This window comes from Pseudomonas sp. PLB05 (genome assembly GCF_021106615.1).
Lineage (GTDB): Bacteria > Pseudomonadota > Gammaproteobacteria > Pseudomonadales > Pseudomonadaceae > Chryseomonas > Chryseomonas benzopyrenica.
The window spans coordinates 1,103,749-1,128,721 of the sequence record NZ_JAJOHO010000001.1; the positions used below are offsets into that span (position 1 = coordinate 1,103,749).

Genomic DNA, 24,973 nt, shown 5'->3' on the forward strand with positions numbered 1-24,973 from the left:
GAGCATCACCTCTCGCTATCAGGAGTTCGGATGGAAAGCCTTTCCCTGCGCGAGGCCAGACGCCTGGCCTTGCGCGCCCAGGGCTTCGGTAGCCAACCCAAGGGCGGCGCGGGCGCTGCCGCCCTGTACCGCCAGGCCGTGCGCCTGAATGTGCTGCAGATCGACTCGGTCAACGCCCTGGTGCGCTCGCACTATCTACCGCTGTTCAGTCGTCTCGGCCGCTATGCCTTCGCCGACTTCGATGCCCTGGCTTGGGGCCGGGGGCGCAAGCGCCAGCTCTATGAGTGCTGGGCCCACGAGGCCTCGCTGGTGCCAGCCGAGGTCTGGGCCGAGTTGCGCTGGCGTCGCGAGCAGGCGCGCCAGGGCGTCGGCATCTATCGCCAGCTGGCACGGTTCGCCGTCGAGCAGCCGCAGGTCGTCGCCCAGACCCTGGAAGCGGTCGTGCAACGCGGCGCCCTGGGCGCTGGCAGCCTGGCGAAGCGTGCCGAGCAGGCCGGTCCCTGGTGGGACTGGAGTCCGGGCAAGCTGGCGCTGGAGTGGCTGTTCGCTGCCGGCGAGGTGACGGTGGCGGGGCGGCGCGGTTTCGAGCGGCTCTATGACCTGCCCGAGCGGGTACTGCCGGCGGCGCTGCTCGCGGCTCCGGCCCCCACGCCTGAAGCCGCACGGCGGGCACTGCTGTTGCGCAGCGCCCGTGCCCTGGGGGTGGCGAGCGAGGTCCAGCTGCGCGACTACTTCCGTCTGAGTCCCGCCGAAGCACGCCAGGGTATCGCCGAGTTGCAGGAGGAGGGCAGTCTGCAGCCGATCCAGGTGCAGGGCTGGTCGAAGCCAGCCTATGTGGTGGATACCCCGGACCCCGGGCGGCCGGTGCAGGCCGCCGCGTTGCTGTCGCCCTTCGATTCCCTGGTCTGGGAGCGCGAGCGCACCGAGCAGTTGTTCGGTTTCCGCTATCGACTGGAGATCTACACGCCGGCACCCAAACGGGTCTATGGCTACTATGTGCTGCCCTTTCTCTACCGAGAGCGGCTGGCCGCGCGGGTGGATCTGCGCGCCGAGCGGGCGCAGTCGCGCCTGGCGGTGCATGCGGTGCACCTGGAGCCGGCGGGGTTGGATGAGGAAGGCCTGGATGCCCTGGCTGGGCAGTTACGGGCCCTGGGCGGCTGGCTGGGTCTCGCCGACCTGCAATTGCACGGGCCGGCGGACGTCTTGCGGGAGGCAGTGGCGCGGCGCTAGAGGCCGCGCAGGCTGCTCAACGACGGATGCCCTTGAGCGTCTCGGCGATCATGAAGGCCAGTTCCAGGGACTGGTCGGCGTTCAGGCGCGGATCGCAATGGGTGTGGTAACGATCGGAGAGGGCGTCTTCGGTGACCGGACGGGCGCCGCCGATGCACTCGGTGACGTTCTGTCCGGTCATCTCGATATGGATGCCGCCAGCATAGGTGCCCTCGGCCTTGTGCACGCCGAAGAACTCCTTGACCTCGCCCAGCACGCTGGCGAAATCCCGGGTCTTGTAGCCGCTGGAGGCCTTGATGGTGTTGCCGTGCATGGGGTCCGAACTCCACAGCACCTGGCGGCCTTCACGCTCGACGGTCTGGATCAGCCGCGGCAGGTGATCGCCAACCTTGCCCACGCCCATGCGCACGATCAGGTTGAGGCGGCCTGGATCGTTCGCGGGATTGAGGGTGTCGATCAGGCGGATCAGGTCTTCGCTGGTGGTGGAAGGGCCGACCTTGACGCCGATGGGGTTGTTCACGCCACGCAGGAATTCCACGTGGGCACCGTCGGGCTGGCGGGTGCGATCGCCGATCCAGAGCATGTGCGCGGAGCAGTCGTACCAATCGCCGGTCAGGCTGTCGCGGCGGACGAAGGCTTCTTCGTAGTTGAGCAGCAGCGCCTCGTGGGCGGTGAAGAAGTTGGTTTCCTTGACCTGGGGCGCGGTGTCCAGGCCGCAGGCGCGCATGAACGCCAGGGTCTCGTCGATGCGGTCCGCCAGCTGGTGATAGCGGTCGGCCAGGGCCGAGTTGGCGATGAAGTCCAGGTTCCAGCGATGCACCTGGTGCAGGTCGGCGAAACCACCCTGGGCGAAGGCGCGCAACAGGTTGAGGGTCGCGGTGGACTGGTTGTAGGCCTGGATCAGGCGCTGAGGATCCGGGACACGGCTGCCTTCGGTGAAGTCGATGCCATTGACGATGTCGCCGCGGTAGGCCGGCAGGGAGACGCCATCCTGGACCTCATCGTTCGCAGAGCGTGGCTTGGCGAACTGGCCGGCCATGCGACCGACCTTGACCACCGGGCAGCCGGCGGCAAAGGTCATGACCACCGCCATCTGCAGCAGCACCTTGAAGGTGTCGCGAATCTTGCCGGCAGAGAATTCGAAGAAGCTTTCCGCGCAATCGCCGCCCTGCAACAGGAAGGCCCGCCCCTGGGTGACCTCAGCGAACTGTCGTCGCAATTCGCGGGCTTCGCCAGCAAAGACCAGGGGCGGATAACCCGCCAGGGTGCGCTCGACATCGGCGAGACGGGCTTGATCGGGGTATTCGGGCTGTTGCTGGATGGGCAGGCCTCTCCAGCTGGTGGGGCTCCAGGGCGCGGACATGATTCTCTCTGAGTGGTGCGACGAAGCCTTCCATGGTAACCGATAGCAGCGACAACTCTCGATAGACAGTGCCCATCGCGGCTACCATGGGCGGCTATAGAGGAGGGTGGTGATGGTCGAGACGGAAGTGTTGCTGGAAGAGGTCGTCGACGACCATGGCCGGATTCGGGTGGTGGAGGTGGGGCCTTATCGCTTCCTTGAATTCGGCGAAGAGGTGGAGCAGAGCTGTGTCTTCACCACGGACCCCGCCTGGCTGGAATACGACTACAACCGCGCCATGCTGCTGGGCGCGCTCTGCCACCCGCAGCCGCAGCGGGCGCTCTTTCTCGGCCTGGGCGCCGGCACCCTGACTCAGGCCTGCCTCAAGTGGCTGCCCCTGGAGGCGGTGGAAGCCCTGGAGCTGCGCCCCGCGGTGCCGCGCCTGGCACGGCAGCATCTTGGCCTTGGCGAAGATCCGCGGCTGCAGATCCGGATCGGCGATGCCCTGGAGCTGCTCGATAGCGCGGCGCCGGCCGATCTGATCTTTGTCGATCTCTACACCGATGTCGGCCCGTCCAGCGCCCACCTGGCCTGGCGCTTTCTGGAAAACTGCCAGGCCAAGCTCAACCCGGGCGGCTGGTTGATGATCAACCAGTGGAGCGCCACCGACGGCAAGCCGCTGGGCGCGGCGCTGCTGCGCGGGCTGTTCCGCCATCATTACTGGGAGTGCCCGGTGGTGGAGGGCAACGTGATCCTGCTGGTACCGGCGAGCCTGGAGCAGGAGCTGGACGAAGCTGGCACACGGCAGCGCGTTCGCGAACTGAGCCTGCGCATCGGCTTCGATCTGGAGGCCTATCTGAACAACCTGCGTGCGGCAACCTGACCCTAAAAGTAGACCAAGGTTCTCTGGAGAAATGTCCAGGGTTCGGGTATTATTCGCCCCGGTCTTTTTGACCTTCCGTTCAGGAACTGCATTTTCCCGGTCCGCCGCCATGGTTACACCGGTCGTGCGTTCGCCCGACGGCGAACAATCCTAGACGCTCCACCCCTTTTTCATCTTTATTTCGCAAAAAGCTCACACCTTGGCTGCCTGGGCGACTTCGGTCATTCGGATAAGCGCAGCTCTTGGCTTTGGGGTCTTTGCGAAGCACACGAGGCAAGACAATGACCCAGGACATCAGCAATTTCGCTGCGCTCAATCTCAATCCCGCCATCCTCGCCGCCATCAAGGCCGTCGGCTACGAAGAGCCGTCGCCCATCCAGTCGCAGTCCATCCCGGTGATCCTCGCCGGCCACGACATGATCGGCCAGGCGCAGACCGGTACCGGCAAGACCGCAGCCTTCGCTCTGCCGCTGCTCTCGCAGCTCGACCCGTCCCGTCGAGAACCCCAGATTCTGGTGCTGGTTCCCACCCGTGAACTGGCCCTGCAGGTGGCTACCGCCTGCGAAACCTATTCCACCGAGATGCCCGGCGTGAAGGTCGTGGCCCTCTACGGCGGCGCGCCCATGGGCCCGCAGCTGAAGTCCCTGCGCATGGGTGCCCAGGTACTGGTCGCCACCCCCGGTCGTCTGTGCGACCACCTGCGTCGCGACGACAACCTGCTGGCCACCGTCCAGCACCTGGTGCTCGACGAAGCCGACGAGATGCTCAAGCTGGGCTTCATGGATGACCTCGAATTCATCTTCGAAGCCATGCCGGAATCCCGCCAGACCGTGCTGTTCTCGGCGACCCTGCCGCCGTCGATCCGCGCCATCGCCGAGCGTCACCTCAAGGAGCCGCAACACGTCCGCATCGCGGCCAAGACCCAGACCGTCGCCCGCATCGAGCAGGCGCACCTGATGGTCCACGCCGACCAGAAACCGGCCTCGGTGCTGCGCCTGCTGGAAGTGGAGAACTTCGACGCCCTGATCGCCTTCGTGCGCACCAAGCAGGCGACTCTGGACCTGGCCGAGCTGCTGGAGCGCCAGGGCTATCGCGTCAGCGCCCTGAATGGCGACATGCCCCAGGCCCAGCGCGAGAAGACCATCGAGTCCCTCAAGGACGGTTCGCTGGACATCGTGGTCGCCACCGACGTCGCTGCCCGTGGTCTGGACGTGGCGCGCATCACCCACGTGCTGAACGTGGACATGCCCTACGATCCGGAATCCTATGTGCACCGGATCGGTCGTACCGGCCGTGCCGGTCGTGAAGGTCGTGCGCTGCTGCTGGTCACCCCGCGCGAGCGCCGCATGCTGCAGGTCATCGAGCGCGTCACCGGTCAGCGCGTCGGCGAAATCCGCCTGCCCGACGCCGAAGCCGTGCTGGAAGCCCGTATCTCCCGCCTGGCCGATGGCGTGGGTTCGCTGCTGGCCGATGCCGACACCACCCACGGCGCCCTGCGTCAGGAACTGTGCGAGCGTCTGCAGTGCGATCCTTCGACCCTGGCGGCGGCCCTGCTGGCCAAGCTGACCAGCGGCCGCGCCCTGGACATCGAGTCGGTGCGTCGCGAGCAGCCGCTGACCCCCGGCGCCGGTCGTGGCGAACGTCCCCGTGGCGAGCGTCCTGAGCGGGGCGACCGCCCTGAGCGCGGCGAGCGTCCGGATCGCGGCGAGCGTCGTCCGATGCAGCCGCTGCCGGAAGGCCGCGTGCGTTGCCGCACCGCCCTGGGCGCCCGTGACGGCGTTGCCGCCAAGAACCTGCTGGGTGCCATCATCAACGAAGGCGGCATGGATCGCGAGGCCATCGGCCGCATCCAGATCCGTGACTCCTTCAGCCTGGTGGAGCTGCCCGAGGAAGGCCTGGAGCGTCTGCTGACCAAGCTCAAGGACACCCGTGTAGCTGGCAAGGCCCTGCGCCTGCGTCGCTATCGCGAGGATTGATCCCCGCGGTCCCATGAAAAAGCCCCGGATATCCGGGGCTTTTTTCTGCCTGCAGGAAAGGCGGGGGGAGTTAGAGGATCACCTTGTCCTTCAACTTTTCCGCCGCCAGTTGCAGCGCCTGGATGACCCGCTCCTTGTCGTAGTTCTGGATGTTGTTGGTATCCAGGTACATGGAGAAGCCCGGCAGTTCGTGTTCGACATAGCTGGGGGAGGCGCCCAGGTCGCGACGGAAGTCCACCACCTGGTAGATCTGCACCGGCTTGCTGAAGCCCTTGACGGTGATCCAGCTCTTGTCGCGGCACATGATGGTTTCCTTGACCAGCGAGTAGGTCTCGTGGCTGATCAGGATCTCGCCGGCATCGGCAGCATTCTCCAGGCGGCTGGCCAGATTCACTTCGCGACCGATGATGGTGTAGTCCATGCGCGTGCTGGAGCCGAAGTTGCCGACCGTGCAGTAACCGGTGTTCAGGCCCATGCGGATTTCCAGCGGCTTGTTGATGCCCTGGCTGCGCCACTGCTGGCGCAGGACCTTCATGTGCTTGCGCATGGCGATGGCCATGGAGACCGCGGCCACGGCGTCCTTCTTGGCGCCCTGGCTGTTGGCGTCGCCAAAGAACACCATCACGCAGTCACCGACGAACTTGTCGATGGTGCCGCCGTACTTCACGGCGATCTTCGACATCTCGTTGAGGTAGTTGTTGAGCATGTCGGTGAGGGCTTCGGCCTCGAGTTCTTCGGACAGCTCGGTGAAGCCCTTGATGTCGGAGAAGAACACCGTGATCTTCTTGCGCTGGGTGCCCAGGGCGATGTGCTGCTTGCCCGTGAAGATGGATTCCCAGACCTGGGGCGAGAGGTATTTCGCCAGGTTATGCGCCAGGATCGCCGACTTCTCCTGCTCGCGTTTGAGGTCGTCGTTGATCTGGATGAGGCGCTTGCGCTGCCGGTGCAGGAAGTAGCCGGTACCCCAGAGGTGCAGCATGGTGCCCACTACGCTGGTGACCGCCACCAGTAGCGGGCTGGTAAGGTCGACGCCCTGGAAGAAGGTGGCACTGCCCAACGCCGCGGCACTGGTGGCGAACAGCAGGCAGAGGCCGAGCAGACGGGGACCACCGCGCAGCATGCTGGTGTAGCCGAGCATGAACAGCAGCATCAGGGTAGGCATCAGCGGAAAGCGCAACACCACTGCGGCCATGCCGACGTGAATGGCGTCTATGGCGGCCAGCAGGATATCGGTCTGGGCGCCACGATCGCGTCTGAGCTTGAGGCTCAGGGTCTGGGCCAGGTGCGGATAGAGCAGGGCATAGGGGATCAACCACAGGCCCACGGCATCGGTCTGGGTGTAGTAACCCGCAGTGACGCTGGCGGCGGCGATCAGATAGGCGAACACCCGGGCGTAGTAGACGCCCAGGCTGTCACCGGACGCAGCGAGGAACCGGTTGAGCGCAAACTTCATCTGTCGGGTCCGTTTCGAGAAAGGCGAGAGGTCGGGATAACTCCGTTCGCGACGATGAAAGCGGCCGGGTTTTCTAGCATTCGCGATCTTAGCTGACCATCCGGGTAGCGGCCAAGAATGTCAGTGATTCCGCTGCTGTGACAGCCAAATTCGGCCGTCGTCCCTGGGTTACACTGCAGCATCCTTACAGGAGAGACGCTATGGATGCCCTCGAAGCTCTTTGCAATCGCGCCTCGGTCGGTCGCCTGACCGAACCGGGCCCAACCCCCGAGCAACTGGAGGTCCTGCTGCGCGCCGCGGACCGGGCGCCGGACCACAAGCTGCTGCGCCCCTGGCGGCTGATCCTGGTGGCCGGCGAGGGTCGCACGGCGCTTGGCGAGCTCTATGCCGACGCCTTGCGCCGTCGCGAGCCCGACGCGGATACCGCGGCCGTGGAAAAGGCCCGGCGCATGCCGCTGCGGGCGCCCCTGGTGATCGCCGTCGTCGCCGTGCCCCAGGCGCACCCAAAGGTGCCCGTTCAGGAGCAGATCATCACCGCCGGTTGCGTGGCCCACGGTCTGGTCAATGCGGCCTTCGCCCTGGGCCTGGGTGCGGTCTGGCGCTCCGGTGAGTTCAGCTACGATCCCTGGGTCCTGCAGGGCCTTGGCCTGACCGAAGGCGAGCAACTGGTGGGCTACATCTACCTGGGCACGCCCGAGGTGGCTCCGCGGCTTCCGGCGCCACGTGATCTGAGCGCTCAGGTCAGCCATTGGCCAGCACCGGTCTGAGCGGCAGGGTGACGGTGGCGAGAAAGCCGCCGTCCGGGTGATTGCTCAGGTGCAGCTCGCCACCATGGCGCTCCACGGCGCGGCGGGCGATGGCCAGCCCCAGGCCGTACCCTGTGGCGTGCTGCTGGTCCGAGCGGAAGAAGGGTTCGCCCAGGCGCGGCAGGTCGTCGGCCTTGACGCCGGGGCCATGGTCACGTACCTGAATGCGTACCTCGCCGGCGGTCGCGGCTGCCGAGATGACGATGGGGCGGGCGGGCGGATTGAAGCGCAGCGCATTGCGCAGGAGATTGTCCAGGGCGCGTTCCAGGACGTCCGGCCAGCCGTCCAGGCGCAGGGCGGCGGGAACGTCAAGCTCCACCCGCTGCTGGGGTGCGCTGAGTTGAGCATCGTCCACCAGGCCTTCGAGTAGCGGATGCAGTTCCAGCTGCTCGGGTGGGCCTGGATCCGCTTCCTGACGCGCCAGGGCGAGGATCTCGCCGATCAGGGTTTCCAGGCGGTCGCATTCCAGAGTCAGGCGCGGCCACATGTTGCCCAGGTCATGGGGGTCGGAGCGTTCGGCCAGCGCCAGGGCGATGCGCAGGCGGGCCAGCGGGGAGCGTAGCTCGTGGGACACGTCGCGCAGCAGCTGCCGCTGGCTGTCGATCAGGCGCTGCAGATGGGCGCCCATGCGATTGAAGTCTTCGGCCAGCACGCCCAGTTCGTCCTTGCGGCGGGCGAGGCGGGCGAGGGTGTCCTGCTGGTAGGCGGTCTGCCCGAGATCATGGACCGCACGCCTTAGATGATTGAGCGGGCGGGTCAGGCTGAGGGTCAGCAGCAGGCTGAACAGGGTCAGCACCACCGTGGCGATGGCCAGCATGCCGACCGGCCAGAACAGGCTCTGCCGGCGCCAGGCACCCAGCTCGGGGGTGGGCAGGTGATAGATGAACAGGTAGGTCTGGCCGCTCGGGCTGGTGTATTCGTCGGTCAGGCGTCGCCAGGGCAACGGCCGGTTGGGGTCGCGGGCGCCGGGGCCGGGGCGCTGCTGACGCTGCGGCTGGTCGAGATCCTGGTCGAAGATGCGCGGTGGCAGGGTGCCGCGCACCAGGGGCGAGCCGTTCTCGCCCAGCACCAGCACATCGATGCCGTAGCGGCCCTTGCGCTGTTCGAGTAAGCCTTGGGCGGCGGCGGGACCTTCGTTTTCATAACGTTGCACCCACTGTTCGGGGAGGTCGCGCAGGCCGGGATGCTGCGCGAGGATCCAGGAATCCTGATCGGCCAGGTGGCCGAGCAGCATGGTCAGGCCGACCGCGGACAGGATGGCCAGCCAGAAGGTGGCGAAGATGCGCCAGAAGAGAGAACGAAAAACCATGCAGTCGCCTTAGAAGCTGCTCAAAGTCTGCTGCGCGTCGGCCAAACGGCGTTGAAAATGCCTTCGGAATGCTCATTTACCACTCGTAAACCCGAGCGCGGGTCCGATCCGCTTCCTTAGGCATTTTCGCCTTGTTTGTCTCTAGCTCGCGAGACTTTGGGCAGATTCTTAGTCAGACGCTGCGCCGAGGACCATCGGCGCAGCGATCGGGGATCAGGAGGACTTGTGGTCCTGCTTCCACTGCTGGAACTCGGCCCACTCCTTGGCGCGATCCTCACGCTTCTTCTCCATTTCGTCGAAGCGCTTCTGCTGATCGGGCTTGAGCAGGGCGCGAATGGACTGGCGGGTCTTGTCGCGATTGCCATCCAGCTGATCGTGCAGAGCCTTGCGTTGATCCTCGGGCAGCTTGTCGAGGTAGCTCTTGACGATCTCGCGCTGCTGCTGGCGTTCCTCGCCCATCAGCTTGCCGACCTGCTCGCGTTGCTGGGGGGTCAGCTTGAGACCGCGCAGGGGGCCGTCGCCACGCGGACCGCCATCCATCAGCTTGCCGTGGGGCGGCGGGGTGATGTCGGTGCTGTCCTGGGTAGCGGCCAGGGTCAGGGTCGGCAGCAGGGCGGCGAACAGCACGGCGGGCATGAGTTTGCGCATCGGGAAATCTCCTTGGGATGACCGGTGCAACACCGGATGAGCCCAGTCTAGGAGCGGGGGAGTCAGTGGCGGTCAGCGGGCGTAAAGAGGGGGTAAAGGCTGCGCGGTGGGCTAGACGCTGTAGTAGTAGCCGCGGCCCCGCAGCGCCAGGATGCGCGGACGACCGTCGGCATGGCTGCCGAGCTTGCGGCGCAGATTGCTGACATGCATGTCCAGGCTGCGATCGTAGAGGGTCAGCTTGCGGCCCAGGGCCGCCTGGGCCAGGGCCTGCTTTTCCAGGGGATCGCCCGGCTGGCGCAGCAGGGCTTCGAGGATGCGACTCTCGGTGAGGGTCAGGGTGATCTCGGTTTCGCCGATGTTGGCGACGCCGCGCGCCAGACTCAGCGACAGGTCGCCCAGCTGCAGGCGGGCCGCGGGCTGGGCCGGATGACTGCGTCTGAGGATGGCTCGGAGGCGGGCGGTGAGTTCGCGCGGATCGCAGGGCTTGGCCAGGTAGTCGTCGGCACCCAGCTCCAGGCCGAGGATCCGGTCGAGCGGTTCGCCCCGTCCCGACAGCATCAGCACGGGCAGTTGCGGATGATCGCTGCGCAGCTGCTTGAGCAATTCCAGGCCACTGCCGTCAGGCAGCATCACGTCCAGCACCACCACGTCCGGTGTCGCCTCGCGCAACTGGATGCGCGCGTCGCTGCCGGCATGACAGGCGGTGACCTCGAAGCCTTCCTGTTTCAGCCAGGCACCGAGCAGGTCGCACAGTTCCTGGTCGTCGTCGATCAGCAGTATCTGACTCATGGGATCAGTCTCGCGGTTCATCCATGGGTTGCAGATGGCGCGCCAGATAGAGGCCCTGACCGAGCATGAATACCAGGGTCATCGCCAGACTGCCAAAGACCTTGAAGTCGACCCAGAAGCTTTCGTAGGTGAAGGCCACGTAGAGATTCGCGCAGCCGCAGACGATGAAGAAAATGATCCAGGCGATGTTCAGCCGCGTCCAGATCGGGGCCGGCAGTCGCACCGCGTGGCCCAGCATGCGCTGGATCAGCGGCTTGTCGCCGATGAACTGACTGCCCAGGAAGGCCAGGGCGAACAGCCAGTTCACCACCGGCGCTTTCCACTTCAGGAAGGTCTCGCTATGGAACGCCAGGGTCATGCCACCGAACACCAGGCAGGCGATCAGCGTCAGCCACTGACTCTTCTCCAGCCGGCGCTGGGTCGCGAAGATCGCGCCGTAGACCACCAGGGAGGCGATGATCAGGACCGCGGTGGCACTGAAGATGCCGCCCAGGGTAAAGGCGTGCCCGGCGAACTCCACCGGACGCGGATCGAGCTTGTAGACCAGGAAGAACAGGAGCAGGGGGATGAAATCGATGAATTGTTTCATTAACGCAGCCGATAGCAGTGCATCGCGGCATAATACCTGATGAAGCCGGAGGAGAAAGCCATGCGTATCGACCTGCACTGTCATACCACCGCGTCGGACGGCGCCTTCGCGCCCGCCGAGGTGGTCAGACGCGCCCATGAGCGCGGGGTGCAACTGCTGGCCATCACCGACCACGACACCCTGGATGGCTATGCCGAAGCCCTGGCAGCCGCGGATGGCCTGGGGCTGCGCCTGCTCTCCGGGATCGAGATGTCCTGCACCTGGGGCGGCGCGACCCTGCATGTGCTGGGCTACAACTTCGACCCCGAGGCGCCTGAGTTGAACGCCGCGCTGGAAGCCCTGCACGAAGGGCGCTGGGAGCGCGCTCGGGAAATCGACCGGCGGCTGGCGGCCAAGGGCATGCCCGGCACCCTGGACGGCGCCCGGGCGGTGCAGCTGGCCCTGGGCGACAGTCGCAATGCGCCGGCCCGGCCGCATTTCGCCGAATACCTGGTGCAGGCGGGCTTTGTCGAAGACCGTGGCGAGGCTTTTCGCAAGTGGCTGGGCGGCGGCAAGCTCGGCGACGTCAAGCAGCACTGGCCGACCCTGGCCGAGACCCTGGCGACCCTGAAGGGCGCCAAGGCATGGATCAGTCTGGCCCATCCGCTGGCCTATGGCTTCACCCGCACCAAGCTGCGCAAGCTGATCGGGGAATTCGTCACCGGCGGCGGCCACGCCATCGAGGTGGTCAATGGCGTGCAGCCGGCCGAGCAGGTCGGCACCCTGGCAATTCTGGCGCGGGAATTCGGTCTGATGGTGAGTGCGGGCAGCGATTTCCATGCGCCGGCCGACTGGTCGGACCTGGGCATGTACCGTCCGTTGCCCGAAGATCTGCCGCCCCTCTGGGCGCGCTTCAGTCAACCGCTGTACCCTCAGAATCGGGAACCCCAATGAGCCAGTTCATCGAGATTCATTCGCAGAATCCCCAGCCGCGGCTGATTCGTCAGGCCGTGGAAGTCATCCAGTCCGGTGGCGTCATCGCCTATCCCACCGATTCGTCCTATGCGCTGGGCTGCCGTATCGGCGAGAAGAGCGCCGTAGAGCGCATCCGCCGCATCCGCCAGCTCGACGACAAGCACAACTTCACCCTGGTGTGCTGCGATCTCTCCGAGCTGGGCATCTATGCCAAGGTGGATACCAGCGCCTTCCGGCTGCTCAAGGCCTATACCCCGGGCCCCTACACCTTCATCCTTAACGCCACGCGCGAGGTGCCGCGCATGCTGCTGCACCCCAAGCGGCGCACCATTGGCGTACGGGTGCCCCAGCATCCCATCACCCTGGCGCTGCTGGAGGCGTTGGGCGAACCCTTGATGAGCGTGAGCCTGATCCTGCCGGGGGATGACGAAGCCCTGGGCGATGCCTGGGAGATCCGCGAGCGTCTCGAGCACTTCGTCGACCTGGTGATCGAAGGCGGACCGGGAGGTTTGCAGCCATCGACCGTCATCAGCCTGGCCGCCGACGAACCGGAAGTGATCAGGGTCGGTGCCGGGGATCCGACGCCCTTTATGATCGAAGCATGAGCGAAGCCCTGGATCCCCAGCTGCTCGAACCCGAGCAGCTGCGCCTGGCGCTGGTCTATGGCGAGGCCTTCACCGAACTGCCCCAGGACCTCTATATCCCGCCGGATGCGCTGGAGGTCTTTCTCGAAGCTTTCGAAGGGCCGCTCGACCTGCTGCTCTATCTGATCCGCAAGCAGAACATCAATATCCTCGACATCCCGGTCGCCGAGATCACCCGGCAGTACATGAGCTATGTCGAGCTGATGAAGGCGGTGCAGCTGGAGTTGGCGGCCGAGTACCTGCTGATGGCCGCCATGCTGGCGGAGATCAAGTCGCGCATGCTGTTGCCGCGCGCCGAAGGCCTGGAAGCCGAGGAGGAGGATCCCCGCGCCGAACTGATCCGCCGCCTGCAGGAGTACGAGCGCTTCAAGAAGGCCGCCGAGGAGCTCGATGATCTGCCGCGGGAGGGCCGCAACTTCGTGGTGCCCACCTTGCCGGCGCCCGAGGCACGGGCGCGCAAGCTGTTGCCCGAGGTGGAGCTGGGCGAGTTGCTGCTGGCCATGGGTGAGGTCCTGCGCCGGGCCGATCTGTTCGAGAGTCACCAGGTGAGCCGCGAGGTCCTGTCCACCCGCGAGCGCATGAGTCAGGTGCTGGAGCGCCTCAAGGATGGCGCCTTCGTGCCCTTCGTGGCGCTTTTCACCCTGGATGAGGGGCGCCTTGGCGTGGTGGTGACCTTCATGGCGATCCTCGAGCTGGTCAAGGAAGCCCTGGTGGAACTGGTACAGAACGAGCCCTTCAGCCCCATCCATGTCCGCGCCCGGGTCAGCGACGCCGACGCGCAAGCGGCGTCTCAGGCGTAGGCCAAGGCTGCCGTTGCCGCCGCGCTCTTTCGTTTGCTCACCAACAGGCGGGCGCCTTCACCGGCCGCCACCAGGGCCGCGGCTTCGGCGACACTGGAGCTGCCAACATGCTGCAATACCCGCTTGCTGGCTGAGGTTATGCCGCGTTCTTGCACCAGGCGTTCAGCGGGAAAGCCCTGTAAAGGCAGCTGCCAGCGTTGGGCGAGGGTGCGCAGTCCGCGTTCTTCGAGTCGACTGGCCACCGTCGCCAAGGCGGTCAGGGCGGCGTGGTCGCAGCCGGCTTCCTGCATTACCTCTTGCGCCAGCTCGGCAAGCTCCTCCACCGAACAATCCCGACGGCAACCCAAGCCCAGGACCAGCGCCATCAGCCTTGCGGCTCCTGACGGCGGAACAGCCAGCTGCACGCCAGGCCTAGCAATAGCCAGAAGGGCAGGTTGCTCACCAGCACGGCGATCTGGAAGTGCCGTTGCAGTTCTTGTGGCGCCAGGCTCTCATGCGCGACCGGCTGGGGCGCTCCCAGCAAATGGGGAATGACCAGCAGGCCCAGAGCGGCGATCTTGAAGCCCGGGTGGCGGGCGAACGCCAGCAGGGCGAGGGCAGCTGCGGTAGCGCCCACGGTGCCTATCCACCAAGCCTGGCGCAGGGTGAGGTCCGCCGCGGCCGTGCCTGGTAGCTCCGGTGGCAGGCCCAGGCTCGGCGCGAGGCAGAAGGTGGCGTAGCCGGCCAGCCCCCACAGCAGGCCCTGGTAGGTCCGGTTCGGCGCGCGCAGGTTGAACAGGCCGGCGAGCACCAGGCCGAAACCCACAGCCACCACCAGGTTACCGCCGAAGGTCGACAGGGTGCGCGGCCAGCCATCTGCCGGGGCCCAGGCTTCTTCCTCGCCGTGATCCTGGTGCTCGGCCATGGCCGGGGCTTCGGTCTGGACCTCGTAGGTTTCCGCCTGGAGGATGAGCGGCGTCATCCAGACGCTTTGCAAGATGCTCAGCAACAGAGCGGCGAGCAGCCCGGCCACGCCGACACTGAAGGCGATACGCTGGAACATGACGAACTCCTCTAGTGGCAGGGGAAGCCTTCGCTGTGGCGGGTATCGTGGGCGCCGTTGTGCAGCGCCTCGACATGGGAGAAACCGGCCAGGAACACCAGGCCCAGGCCGAGCAGGCAGGTGAGCAGCGTAGCGGTCAGGCGTTGGGCGCGGGTATGGGTATGAGGCTGGGGCAGGGCGGTCGTCGAGCGGGTAGCGGTCATGGCAAGGCCTCGGAGTCGAAGCGGCAGGGACGCGCCGAGGCAGCGAACCGCAGGCGGCCGCCGTCCAGCACGACCGCCCACCGCGGGTTGCTTGAAAGCGACAGGCCGGTCTCCGGACTCACGAGGGTCTCAAGGTGCGGTCTTGGCTGCGCGTCGGCCTGGCTGCGCTGAAGCCCTTCGCGGAGTGCTCATCTACTCTCGGTAAATTGCGCTTCCTTGCAGGGTTCCGCCTTGCCAGGTGCTAGCTCGCGCAAGACCGCATTCCCGTACGACTACCAGGATCGCCTTCCCCAAGCTTGCCAGCCGGGTGGCATCGTGATCCTGCGCTCGTCTACCGTTGCGGGGGCAGTGCCGGACTTGGACCGGCTTCCCGTTTCACCGCGACCCCTGGCGGAGTCGCGACACCTGAAGCAGGGGCGAGCAGACCACGCGGGTCGTCCGACGGTCAAGCCTGTTCGATTGACACCCCGGCGGGGCACTCGTAGCCTGTCGGGCTTCGAGGTGCTCTTGTCCGCAAGAGCTTGAAAGGGAACGCGGTGCGACACCGCGGCTGCCCCCGCAACTGTAAGCGGCATCTTCAGCCTCTCCACAGAGCCTGTTCATAGTTGACGCTAGCTCGCGAAATGATGAACAAGCTTTAAGGCCACTGCTCACGCGGGAAGGCCGGAGTAGGGCGCCGTGAGCCAGGAGACCTGCCTCGCTAGCTTTCCATACGCAACCGGGCGGGGTGATCCGGGCTGCCACCAGGGCCTTGCCGCTGCGCGAGCGCCTGGCATGCCTGCCCGTCTTTTTTCGCTTTCTTTCTAAGGGCAGCCCATGAAAACCCTGGCCAAGACTCCCGTCACCATCGTTACCGGCTTCCTCGGTTCCGGCAAGACCACCCTGTTGCGGCACATGCTCGACCATGCCGAAGGCCGCCGCATCGCGGTGATCGTCAACGAATTCGGCGAGCTGGGCATCGATGGCGAAATCCTCCGCCAGTGCAGCATCGGCTGTACCGAAGAAGAGGCCCAGGGGCGCGTCTTCGAACTGGCCAATGGCTGCCTGTGCTGCACCGTGCAGGAAGAGTTCTTTCCGGTGATGAAGGAGCTGGTGGCGCGTCGCGGCGACATCGACCACATCCTCATCGAGACCAGTGGCCTGGCGCTGCCCAAGCCCCTGGTGCAGGCCTTCCAGTGGCCGGAGATCCGCAACGCCTGCACCGTGGACGCCGTGATCACCGTGGTCGACAGTCCCGCGGTGGCGGCCGGTACCTTCGCCGCCCATCCCGAGCAGGTGGATGCCCAGCGCCGCCAGGATCCGAACCTGGACCATGAATCGCCGCTGCACGAGTTGTTCGAAGATCAACTGGCCAGTGCCGACCTGGTGATCCTCAACAAGGCCGACGGCCTGGACGCCGAGGCCCTGGCCCGGGTCCGCGCCGAGGTGAGCGAAGAGTTGCCGCCCGCGGTCAAGGTGGTGGAAGCCAGTCGTGGCGTGCTGCCCCTGTCGGTGCTGCTGGGCTTGCAAGCCGAATCCGAGGCCCATATCGACAGCCGTCCGACCCACCATGACCTCGAAGGTCATGAAGACCATGACCACGATGAATTCGACTCCTTTGGCGTAGACCTGCCCGAGGTGGCGGAAGCGACCCTGCTGGCGGCGCTGACCGAGGTGGTCAAGAGCCATGGCGTGCTGCGGGTGAAGGGCTTCGCGGCCATTGCCGGCAAGCCGCTGCGACTGCTGGTGCAGGGGGTCGGTACCCGCTTCGACAGGCATTTCGACCGTGCCTGGAAGACCGGCGAGACCCGCAGCACCCAGTTGGTGCTGATCGGCCAGGAGCTGGACCAGGCGGCGATCACCGCCCAGTTGCGCGCCGCGGTCGCCTGACGCCAGATGCATCTGCTGCGTACCCAGCCGGGCGGCTTCGTCCCGGACGACGGCATCGCCCATCTGGCGCAGACGCCGGGTGAGATCGTCGTGCTCTGCAGTGGCGATTCGCACCTGGCGCTGCTGGCCGAGGCGACCCGTACCCTGGATGCCGGCTATCCCAGCCTGCGCCTGGCCAATCCCATGCAGCTGCAGAACCACGCCTCGGTGGACCTCTATGTCGAGGAGGTGCTGAGCCAGGCGCGGGTGGTGTTCATCTCCCTGCATGGCGGCCAGGGTTACTGGCGCTATGGCATGGAGCGCCTCGCCGAACTGGCCGCGCGGGGGCTGACCCTGATCGCGGTGCCCGGCTGCGATCGTCCTGATCCAGAGCTGATGGCCCTGGGGACGGTCGCGCCCGAGCTGGCCGAGCGACTATGGCGCTACCTGCGCCAGGGCGGCCTGGGCAATGCCCGGGATTTCCTGCACTGCCTGGCCACCGAGTGCCTGGATGCCCAATACCATTACGAGCCGCCACAGGAATTGCCGCGGGTGGCGGTCTATCAGCCCGAAGGACTGGGCCTGGATGGCTGGCGCCCGCGCTGGCGAGCGGATTGGCCCACGGCGGCGCTGCTGTTCTACCGCACCCATCTGCAGTCGGCCAATACCGCCTTCGTGGACGCCTTCTGCGCGCAACTCGAAGCCCAGGGTCTGAATCCGCTGCCCATCGCCGTGGCCAGCCTCAAGGAGGCGGCCTGCCTGACGGAAGTCGAGCGGCTGCTGGACGAGACCGACACCGCGCTGATTCTCAATACCACCGGCTTCGCCCAGTCCAGTCCGGAGCGGCCGAATCTCACGCCGTTCCGCCGACCGGTGCCGGTACTCCAGGCCATCTGCGCCCAGGACAATCGCGAACGCTGGCAGGAGAACCCCCAGGGGCTCGGTGCCCGCGACCTGGCCATGCACATCGCCCTGCCGGAGCTGGACGGGCGCATCATCACCCGGCCGATCAGCTTCAAGGGGCTGGCCTGGCGCTGCGAGCGCAGTCAGAGCGACGTGGTCAACTACCAGGCCGATGGCGAGCGCATGGCCTTCGTCGCGCGGCTGGCGCGCAGCTGGATCGAGTTGGCGCGGCGTCCGGCGGCGGACAAGCGCATCGCCCTGATCCTGGCCAACTATCCGACCCGCGATGGGCGTATCGGCAACGGCGTTGGCCTGGATACCCCGGCAGCGGCACTCAAGGTGCTTCAGGCCCTGCAGACGGCCGGTTATCCAGTGGCCAATCTGCCCGAGAGCGGTACCGCCCTGATCGAGCGCCTGCTTGGTGGAGTGACCAACGACAGCGCCCTGCGTGATCTGCGCCCAGCCCTACAGAGCCTGGCGCTGGATGACTACCAGGCGCTGTTCGCCCGCCTGCCGCTGAGTTTGCAGCAGGCGGTGACGGAACGTTGGGGGGCGCCCGAGGCCGATCCCATGCATCGGCGCGGTCGGCTCATGGTAGCCGGGGTGCGCTTTGGCCTGACCTTCGTCGGTATCCAGCCGGCGCGCGGCTATGACGTCGATCCGGCGGCGGTCTACCACGATCCCTCGCTGGTGCCGCCCCATGGCTACCTGGCCTTCTATTTCTGGCTGCGCGAGGCCTATGGCGCCCAGGCGGTGGTGCATCTGGGCAAGCACGGCAATCTGGAGTGGCTGCCGGGCAAGGGCGTGGGCCTGTCCCAGGAATGCTGGCCGGATGCCATTCTCGGACCGCTGCCCAACGTCTATCCCTTCATCGTTAATGACCCGGGCGAGGGTGCCCAGGCCAAGCGGCGCACCCAGGCGGTGATCATCGACCACCTGATGCCACCGCTGACCCGCGCCGAAAGCTACGGGCCGCTGCGTGACCTGGAGCGCCTGGCCGACGAATACTATGACGCCAGCCTGCTGGACCTGCGACGCGCGACCGAATTGCGCGGCGAGATCCTGCAACTGGTGCGCGAAACGGCCCTGGATCGCGAACTGGGGCTGGTGATCACCGAGGACCCGGACAGCTGGCTGCCGCAACTGGACGCCTATCTCTGCGATCTCAAGGAATCCCAGATCCGCGACGGCCTCCATGTGTTCGGCGAGTCGCCCACCGGGCAGCTGCGGCGGGATACTCTGGTCGCCCTACTGCGCATCCCCCGGGGCGATGCCCAGGGCGGGAATGCCAGTCTCCTGCGGGCGCTGGCCAAGGATCTGCAGCTGGCGTTCGATCCCTTGGCCGCCGATCTCGGCGAGCCATGGCAGGGACCGCGTCCGCCGTGCCTGATGGCTCTTTCGACCGAAGCCTGGCGGACCCTGGGTGATACGCGCGAGCGGCTCGAGTTGCTGGCGCTTGCCCTGGTCGCCGCAACGGTGGAGGGTGAACCCTTGCCAATGGCGCTGGCCGAACTGCCGGCGACCCGCCCGGTACTGGAGCACCTGGTCGCCCAGGTGGCGCCGGCGCTGGACGCCTGTGGACCGGCGGAAATCGGCGGCCTGCTGGCGGCCCTGGACGGGCGCTTCGTTCCTGCCGGACCCAGCGGCGCCCCCAGTCGCGGCCGGCTGGACGTCCTGCCCACCGGGCGTAACTTCTTTTCCGTAGATGTGCGCAATCTGCCGAGCATGACCGCCTGGCGCCTCGGCTGGCAGTCGGCCAATCTGCTGCTGGAGCGTCATCTGCAGGAGGAGGGCGATCACCTGCGCCAACTGGGCCTCTCGGTCTGGGGCACCGCGACCATGAGAACCGGCGGCGACGACATCGCCCAGGCCATGGCGCTGCTGGGCGTGCGTCCGGTATGGCAGACCGCCAGCGCTCGGGTGGAGGATTTCGAGATCCTGCCGCTGTCGCTGCTGGATCGACCGCGGGTGGATGTCACCCTGCGCATCTCCGGTTTCTTCCGCGACGCCTTCGGCGGTCTGGTACGGCTGTTCGATGCCGCGGTCCAGGCGGTCGCCGCGCTGGACGAACCGGACGATCTCAACCCCCTGGCTGCCCAGGTGCGCCGCGAGCGCGCGGTCCTGGAAGCGGCCGGTACCGCCGCCGATCTGGCGCGGCGTCAGGCCGGCTGGCGCATCTTCGGCGCCCAGCCCGGGGCCTATGGCGCCGGTGTCCAGGGTGCGGTGGAAGAGCGCCAGTGGCAGGAGCGCAGCGAGCTGGCCACGGCCTATCTCAATTGGGGCGGCTACGCCTATGGCGCCCAGGATGACGGCACCGCCGCCCGTGACGACTTCTCGCGCCGCCTGGGTCGCCTGCAAGCGGTGCTGCAGAACCAGGACAACCGCGAGCACGACCTGCTCGATTCCAACGACTACTACCAGTTCCAGGGCGGCATGCTGGCCGCGGCCGAGACCCTGAGCGGCCAGCGTCGCGCCAGTTACTTCGGCGACCACGCCCAGGCCGATCTGCCCAGGATCCGTACCCTCAAGGAAGAGCTGGGGCGGGTAGTGCGCTCCCGGGCGGCCAATCCCAAGTGGATCGCCGGCATGAAGCGCCACGGCTACAAGGGCGCCTTCGAGATGGCCGCTACCGTGGACTATCTGTTCGGCTTCGGCGCCACCACCGAGCTGGTGGAGGATCACCAGTACCGGCAACTGGCCGATGCCTACTTGCTCGATGCCGATACCCGCGACTTCGTCGAACGCCACAACCCCGAGGCCCTGCGCGACATGACCGAGCGCCTGCTGGAAGCCCAGCAACGTGGGCTCTGGCAGGAACCAGGCGACTACCGCGACGCCCTCGAACAGCTATTGATGGATATGGATGAAGCCTGAGATGACCGCCCCCGTCTTTCCCCTGGCCGCCGTGGTCGGCGCCGAGCCCCTGAAGCTGGCGCTGTGCCTCAACGCCATAGATCCCCGCATCGGCGGCGTACTGATCGAGGGGCCGCGCGGCATGGCCAAGTCCACCCTGGCTCGCGGGCTGGCCGACCTGCTCGGTGGCGGTCCTTTCATCACCTTGCCGCTGGGTGCCAGCGAGGAACGCATCGTCGGCACTCTGGATCTGGACGCTGCGCTGGGCGAGGGCCGGGCGCGCTTCGCGCCGGGTGTCCTGGCGGCGGCGGATGGGGGCGTGCTCTATGTCGACGAGGTCAATCTGCTGCCGGATCACCTGGTCGACCTGCTGCTGGACGTGGCCGCCAGCGGTGTCAACCGGGTGGAGCGGGACGGCATCTCCCATGAGCACGCCGCCCGTTTCCTGCTGGTGGGCACCATGAATCCGGAGGAGGGCGACTTGCGCCCCCAGTTGCTGGATCGATTCGGCTTCGCCCTGGCGTTGGACAGCCGGCCGGCACCTCTTGAGCGGGCCGAGATCCTGCGTCGACGCCTGGCGTTCGACAGCGATCCCGCGGCCTTTGTCGCTCAATGGGCGTTCGATCAGGCGCAGTTGCGCGAGCGTTGCGCCCAGGCCCGTGCACGCCTTGGCAGCATTCCCCTGGATGAGGCGGCCCTTGAGGCCATCACCACGGCTTGCCACCAAGCCGGCGTCGATGGCCTGCGCGCCGACCTGGTCTGGCTGCGCGCCGCCCGGGCCCATGCCGCCTGGCGCGATGCCGCGCTGATCGAACACGCGGATATCATTGCCGTCGCCGATTTCGCCCTGCGCCATCGGCGACGGGACATAAAAGATTCAACCTCTTTAATACCACCCCTACAGGAAAGACTGCTCTCTGGCCCTTCGGAGCGAGGGAAAAGTGATCAGCAAGGACAGGGTGACGTCGAGCCCTCAGGCGACGATGGCTGGGGCGCCCTGGCAGCGGAGCCTGTGGCATCGGGCCCCAGACGCCGGTTGGGCGAGGCAAAAAAGCCCTAGGCATCCGATCGTCCCATACCCTGGATCGCGATGCCCGAAGCGGGACCGGCAAGGCCACTGGGGGTCGCCACGGCGCTCGTTCGTCGGGCACGGAAGGTGCCATCGCCTGGGTGCCGACCCTGCTCCGCGGTCGTCCGCGGCGCGCCGGTGATCTCCTGCGCCAGCCGCGCAGTCGGCGTCCGGCACAGCTCTGGTTGGTGATCCTCGATCATTCCGCCTCCACCCGCCGCCACGGTGCCCTGACCCAGGCCAAGGGCCTGCTGGCCGACTGGTTCGAGCAGGCCTACCGCCAGCGGGTCAGCGTCGCTGTGCTGCAGACAGCAGGGGAACGACCCGAATGGTCCTTCCAGGGGCAACGCAGCGGTCAGGCGTTGCAGGCTTGGCTGGAGCAGCTAGGCGCAGGGGGCGGTACGCCCTTGCTGGCGGGGCTGGCGGAAGCTCATGACTGGCTGAAGACTCGGCGGCGGCAGCGTCCGGGCGAGGAATGCCGGTTGCTGCTGGTCACCGACGGGCGCCTGCGTGAGCTGGAGGGGCTGGCCATACCGGACTGCCCCATCCGGGTGCTGGATATCGAACTGGGACCGCTGCGCCTGGGACGGGCAGCGGAGCTGGCCCGGCGCTTGGGTGCGAAATACCGGCACCTGGAAGAGGTGCCGGTGGTTTAGGTGACCAGTCTCGCGTCGAAGCCGAACGCGAAGGTGCTCAACCCTCGCGTTGTTGGGCTTCGCTCCGCTCAACCCAACCTACCGGTCCGGCGTAGGTTGGGTTGAGACGGCTCCATCGTCGAAGCCTAGCAGGCAGGGGCTCGACCCTCGCGCTGTTGGGCTTCGCTATGCTCAACCCAACCTACCGGTCCGGCGTAGGTTGGGTTGAGACGGCTCCACTGTCGAAGCCCAACGTGAGGGGACTCGGCTCTCGCGCTGTTGAGTTTCGCTACGTTCAGCCCAACCTACCGAAAGACCCCGGGCCTCAATGCCCGCCCTTCATCGCCTTGACCAGGGTATCCACGTTGTAGCGGAACATGGCTGCGTAGGTGGACGCCGGGCCATCGGCGGGTGACAGGGCCTCCACATAGAGCTCGCCGCCCGGCTGGGCACCGCTGGCCTTGGCGATCTGCTGCACCAGGCGCGGGTCATTGGAGTTCTCGAAGAAGTAGGCGGCGACGTGCTCCTGCTTGATCTGGCGGATCAGCTTGGCGACGTCCTGGGCGGAGGCCTCGGCCTCGGTCGACAGGCCCAACGGCGAAATGAAGGTCACGCCATAGGCATCGGCGAAGTAGCCGAAGGCGTCATGGGAGGTCAGCACCTTGCGCTGCTGCTTGGGCACCTGGCCGATCTGCTCGCGGGCATAGCGATCCAGGGCCTCCAGTTCGGCGATGTAGCGATCGCCGTTGGCCTTGAAGGTGGCGGCAGCCGCCGGATCCACCTCGGACAGCGCCTTCACCACGTTGCGGGTGTAGACGACCACGTTGAGCGGGTTGTTCCAGACATGGGGATCGATACCGCCATGGTCGTGATCATGGTCAGCATGGCCGTGTTCATCTTCGTCTTCCGCCATTTCGCGGGTCTTGATCCCTTCGCTGAGCACCACTGGTGGACGTGCCTGGCCGGAAGCCTTGATCAGGCGATCCATCCAGCCTTCCAGGTGCAAGCCGCTCATGAAGACCACATCGGCCTGTTTCAGCGCCTGGGCATCCGTGGGCGTCGGTTCGTAGGCATGGGGGTCGCCATTGGGACCGACCAGGGAGGTGACCTGGACCTGGTCGCCGCCGACCTGTTTGACCACGTCGGCGATCACGGTAAAGGTGGCGACAGCCTTGACCGGTGCGGCCTGTACCTGGCCGGCGGCGGCGAGCAGCAGGGCAGCGCCCAGGGAAAACAGGGATTTCATGGTGACTCCTTTCAATGGGTGAGATGAGGGCGGGGACGCAGCCGTCGATAGAGCCCCAGACGGCCGAGCAGCAGGGATAGGAGATAGCAGCCACCGGCGGTGAGCACGATGGCGGGGCCGGAGGCGCAGCCGAGGTGGTAGGACAGCACCAGGCCGACCAGCCCGCTGAGACTGGCGATCAGACTGGCCACCGCCATCAGGCCGGGCAGGCTGTTGGCCCAGAAGCGCGCGGCGGTGGCCGGCAGCATCATCAGGCCCACTGCCATCAGGGTGCCCAGGGCCTGGAAGCCGGCGACCAGGTTGAGCACCACCAGCAGCAGGAACAGCAGGTGATAGAGTGAGCCACGGCCACCCACGGCACGCAAAAAGCCCGGGTCGAAGCATTCCAGGGCCAGTGGCCGGTAGATCACCGCCAGCACCACCAGCGACAGGGTGGCGATGCCGGCGACCAGGTAGAGCGCCGTGGCGTCGATGGCCAGGATGGTGCCGAACAGCACGTGCAGCAGATCCACACTGGAGCCGTGCAGCGAGACGATCAGCACCCCGGCAGCCAGGGAAATCAGGTAGAAGCTGGCGAAACTGGCGTCTTCGCGTTGGCTGGTGAAGCGGCTGACCAGACCCGCGAGTCCGGCCACCAGCAGTCCGGCGAGCATGCCGCCGATGCCCATGGCTGGCAGCGACAGCCCGGCGACCATGAAGCCCAGCGCCGCACCCGGCAGCACGGCGTGACTCATGGCATCGCCCACCAGGCTCATGCGCCTGAGCATCAGCAGAACGCCCACCGGACCGGCGCCCAGCGCCAGGGCCAGGCAGGCCACCAGGGCACGGCGCATGAAGCCGAATTCGACGAAGGGTTCGAAGAGGAGTTGATAGAGGGTCATGCGCGTTCACAGACCCCCGCATGGGCGTCCCAGTGTTCGGCGAGATTGCGGGCGCGGGCTAGATTCTCGGTGATCAGCACCTGGTCGGTATGGCCCCAGGCGATGGCTTCCCGGGCCAGCAGCAGGGTTTCGGGAAAGTGCTGACGGACCTGCTCCAGGTCGTGCAGCACGGCGATCACGGTACGGCCCTGGCCATGCCAGCGCCTTACGATGGTCAGCAGATCCGCGGTGGTGCGGGCGTCGATGGCGGTGAAGGGCTCGTCCAGCAGCAGCACGGGCGCGTCCTGTAGCAGCAAGCGCGCGAACAGCACCCGCTGGAACTGGCCAGAAGACAGGGCGCCGACCAGGCGATCCGCCAGGCCTTCGAGGCCTACGGCCTGCAACGCCTCTGTTGCTTCCTTCCGGTGGGCAGCGGTGACGCCGCGCCAGAGGCCCAAACCACGCCAAGCGCCCAGCACCACGGTTTCCAGCACGCTGAGCGGAAAGCTGCGATCGATCTCCGCGGCCTGGGGCAGATAGCCCAGACGGCGTTGCGGCACTGCCCGGTTGACCCGGCCGCTGATCGGTCGCAGGGTGCCGGCGATGGCCTTGAGCAGGGTGGACTTGCCCGCCCCATTGGGACCGACGATGGCGGTCAGACTGCCGGTCCGGAAGCACCCGCTGAGATGATGAATGGCTGGATGCCGCTGATAGGCCAGCGTCAGATCCTGGAGTTCGATGGCGGCGCTCATGGCAGGGCGACCGCCCAGCTTACAGCCAGCCACAGAGCGACCAGAGGAATGCAGGCGAGCGACAGACGAGCGGGTACGGAGAGCAGCAGCAGAGAAGGGCGCGGGGATGCCATGATCGAGCCTTGGATAACGATGCAAA

Annotated in this window: 23 protein-coding genes and 2 riboswitches; of the genes, 11 read left to right on the forward strand and 12 right to left on the reverse strand. The window is 66.6% G+C overall.

Going from position 1 to position 24,973, the window contains the following annotated elements; genetic code table 11:
• Positions 1 to 30: 30 nt before the first annotated feature.
• Entirely contained in the window at positions 31 to 1,230 is a 1,200-nt protein-coding gene (locus LRS53_RS05080; protein WP_231355171.1) for a winged helix-turn-helix domain-containing protein, read from the forward strand.
• 16 nt (positions 1,231 to 1,246) lie between these two features.
• Here LRS53_RS05080 and LRS53_RS05085 read toward each other — a convergent pair whose 3' ends face one another.
• Entirely contained in the window at positions 1,247 to 2,593 is a 1,347-nt protein-coding gene (locus LRS53_RS05085) for a class II 3-deoxy-7-phosphoheptulonate synthase (protein ID WP_231355172.1), read from the reverse strand.
• A 112-nt stretch (positions 2,594 to 2,705) separates the two neighbouring features.
• Between LRS53_RS05085 and LRS53_RS05090 the strand changes: the two genes are divergently transcribed.
• Complete coding sequence (locus LRS53_RS05090; RefSeq protein ID WP_017640484.1) at positions 2,706 to 3,455, forward strand: spermidine synthase; 750 nt, start codon at positions 2,706 to 2,708, stop codon at positions 3,453 to 3,455.
• 281 nt (positions 3,456 to 3,736) lie between these two features.
• On the forward strand, positions 3,737 to 5,431 hold the full coding sequence (locus LRS53_RS05095) for a DEAD/DEAH box helicase (protein ID WP_017640485.1): 1,695 nt from the start codon (positions 3,737 to 3,739) through the stop codon (positions 5,429 to 5,431).
• Between the two features lie 70 nt (positions 5,432 to 5,501).
• Here LRS53_RS05095 and LRS53_RS05100 read toward each other — a convergent pair whose 3' ends face one another.
• Entirely contained in the window at positions 5,502 to 6,884 is a 1,383-nt protein-coding gene (locus LRS53_RS05100; RefSeq protein ID WP_017640486.1) for an adenylate/guanylate cyclase domain-containing protein, read from the reverse strand.
• 200 nt (positions 6,885 to 7,084) lie between these two features.
• On the opposite strand from LRS53_RS05100, the gene LRS53_RS05105 reads away from it, so the two are divergent.
• Positions 7,085 to 7,651 carry a nitroreductase family protein gene (locus LRS53_RS05105; RefSeq protein WP_231355173.1) on the forward strand — a complete coding sequence of 189 codons (567 nt, stop codon included), beginning with the start codon at positions 7,085 to 7,087 and terminating at the stop codon, positions 7,649 to 7,651.
• Here LRS53_RS05105 and LRS53_RS05110 read toward each other — a convergent pair.
• The 4 genes from LRS53_RS05110 to LRS53_RS05125 all read right to left on the reverse strand — a co-directional run bounded on the left by LRS53_RS05110 (position 7,626) and on the right by LRS53_RS05125 (position 11,025).
• Positions 7,626 to 8,999, reverse strand: coding sequence for a sensor histidine kinase (locus LRS53_RS05110; protein ID WP_017640488.1), 1,374 nt, complete (start codon positions 8,997 to 8,999; stop codon positions 7,626 to 7,628). The two genes, LRS53_RS05105 and LRS53_RS05110, sit on opposite strands and share 26 nt — an antisense overlap.
• Before the next feature lie 213 nt (positions 9,000 to 9,212).
• Positions 9,213 to 9,647 (reverse strand): Spy/CpxP family protein refolding chaperone, encoded by a 435-nt coding sequence (locus LRS53_RS05115; protein WP_231355175.1) that lies wholly within the window; start codon positions 9,645 to 9,647, stop codon positions 9,213 to 9,215.
• Between the two features lie 111 nt (positions 9,648 to 9,758).
• Positions 9,759 to 10,436, reverse strand: a complete 678-nt coding sequence (locus LRS53_RS05120; protein ID WP_017640490.1) for a response regulator transcription factor — start codon at positions 10,434 to 10,436, stop codon at positions 9,759 to 9,761.
• Positions 10,437 to 10,440: 4 nt separating this feature from the next.
• A complete protein-coding gene (locus tag LRS53_RS05125; RefSeq protein ID WP_064308855.1) occupies positions 10,441 to 11,025 on the reverse strand; it encodes a septation protein A in 585 nt (194 codons plus the stop codon).
• 60 nt (positions 11,026 to 11,085) lie between these two features.
• On the opposite strand from LRS53_RS05125, the gene LRS53_RS05130 reads away from it, so the two are divergent.
• The 3 genes from LRS53_RS05130 to LRS53_RS05140 all read left to right on the forward strand — a co-directional run bounded on the left by LRS53_RS05130 (position 11,086) and on the right by LRS53_RS05140 (position 13,423).
• Positions 11,086 to 11,958: a PHP domain-containing protein gene (locus tag LRS53_RS05130; protein ID WP_017640492.1), complete on the forward strand. Its 873-nt coding sequence runs from the start codon at positions 11,086 to 11,088 to the stop codon at positions 11,956 to 11,958.
• Positions 11,955 to 12,584: an L-threonylcarbamoyladenylate synthase gene (locus tag LRS53_RS05135; protein WP_231355176.1), complete on the forward strand. Its 630-nt coding sequence runs from the start codon at positions 11,955 to 11,957 to the stop codon at positions 12,582 to 12,584. The genes LRS53_RS05130 and LRS53_RS05135 overlap by 4 nt, the downstream gene beginning before the upstream one ends.
• Before the next feature lie 110 nt (positions 12,585 to 12,694).
• On the forward strand, positions 12,695 to 13,423 hold the full coding sequence (locus LRS53_RS05140) for a segregation and condensation protein A (RefSeq protein ID WP_231355406.1): 729 nt from the start codon (positions 12,695 to 12,697) through the stop codon (positions 13,421 to 13,423).
• On the opposite strand, the gene LRS53_RS05145 is transcribed toward LRS53_RS05140, so the two are convergent.
• The 3 genes from LRS53_RS05145 to LRS53_RS05155 are packed head-to-tail and all read right to left on the reverse strand — an operon-like array spanning position 13,414 to position 14,668.
• Positions 13,414 to 13,788: a cobalamin biosynthesis protein gene (locus LRS53_RS05145; RefSeq protein ID WP_231355177.1), complete on the reverse strand. Its 375-nt coding sequence runs from the start codon at positions 13,786 to 13,788 to the stop codon at positions 13,414 to 13,416. The genes LRS53_RS05140 and LRS53_RS05145 overlap by 10 nt on opposite strands.
• On the reverse strand, positions 13,788 to 14,465 hold the full coding sequence (locus LRS53_RS05150; protein WP_231355178.1) for a CbtA family protein: 678 nt from the start codon (positions 14,463 to 14,465) through the stop codon (positions 13,788 to 13,790). Before LRS53_RS05150 ends, LRS53_RS05145 begins: the two co-directional genes overlap by 1 nt.
• A gap of 11 nt (positions 14,466 to 14,476) precedes the next feature.
• Positions 14,477 to 14,668, reverse strand: a complete 192-nt coding sequence (locus LRS53_RS05155) for a CbtB domain-containing protein (RefSeq protein WP_231355179.1) — start codon at positions 14,666 to 14,668, stop codon at positions 14,477 to 14,479.
• A gap of 86 nt (positions 14,669 to 14,754) precedes the next feature.
• Positions 14,755 to 15,092: riboswitch (cobalamin riboswitch) on the reverse strand.
• Positions 15,093 to 15,150: 58 nt separating this feature from the next.
• A riboswitch (cobalamin riboswitch) is annotated at positions 15,151 to 15,382 on the forward strand.
• A gap of 102 nt (positions 15,383 to 15,484) precedes the next feature.
• On the opposite strand from LRS53_RS05155, the gene cobW reads away from it, so the two are divergent.
• From cobW to LRS53_RS05175, 4 genes are read left to right on the forward strand one after another with little or no spacing between them, the layout of a single operon-like run.
• Positions 15,485 to 16,537 carry a cobalamin biosynthesis protein CobW gene (gene cobW, locus LRS53_RS05160; protein WP_331275289.1) on the forward strand — a complete coding sequence of 351 codons (1,053 nt, stop codon included), beginning with the start codon at positions 15,485 to 15,487 and terminating at the stop codon, positions 16,535 to 16,537.
• Between the two features lie 6 nt (positions 16,538 to 16,543).
• Positions 16,544 to 20,293: a cobaltochelatase subunit CobN gene (gene cobN, locus LRS53_RS05165; RefSeq protein WP_231355180.1), complete on the forward strand. Its 3,750-nt coding sequence runs from the start codon at positions 16,544 to 16,546 to the stop codon at positions 20,291 to 20,293.
• A gap of 1 nt (position 20,294) precedes the next feature.
• A complete protein-coding gene (locus LRS53_RS05170) occupies positions 20,295 to 21,332 on the forward strand; it encodes an ATP-binding protein (protein WP_231355181.1) in 1,038 nt (345 codons plus the stop codon).
• Positions 21,333 to 21,352: 20 nt separating this feature from the next.
• Positions 21,353 to 21,997, forward strand: coding sequence for a vWA domain-containing protein (locus tag LRS53_RS05175; protein ID WP_231355407.1), 645 nt, complete (start codon positions 21,353 to 21,355; stop codon positions 21,995 to 21,997).
• Between the two features lie 304 nt (positions 21,998 to 22,301).
• On the opposite strand, the gene LRS53_RS05180 is transcribed toward LRS53_RS05175, so the two are convergent.
• The 3 genes from LRS53_RS05180 to aztA are packed head-to-tail and all read right to left on the reverse strand — an operon-like array spanning position 22,302 to position 24,834.
• Positions 22,302 to 23,222 (reverse strand): metal ABC transporter substrate-binding protein, encoded by a 921-nt coding sequence (locus LRS53_RS05180; RefSeq protein ID WP_231355182.1) that lies wholly within the window; start codon positions 23,220 to 23,222, stop codon positions 22,302 to 22,304.
• A gap of 11 nt (positions 23,223 to 23,233) precedes the next feature.
• Positions 23,234 to 24,103, reverse strand: coding sequence for a metal ABC transporter permease (locus tag LRS53_RS05185; protein ID WP_231355183.1), 870 nt, complete (start codon positions 24,101 to 24,103; stop codon positions 23,234 to 23,236).
• Positions 24,100 to 24,834: a zinc ABC transporter ATP-binding protein AztA gene (gene aztA / locus LRS53_RS05190; RefSeq protein ID WP_231355184.1), complete on the reverse strand. Its 735-nt coding sequence runs from the start codon at positions 24,832 to 24,834 to the stop codon at positions 24,100 to 24,102. Before aztA ends, LRS53_RS05185 begins: the two co-directional genes overlap by 4 nt.
• Positions 24,835 to 24,973: the final 139 nt, after the last annotated feature.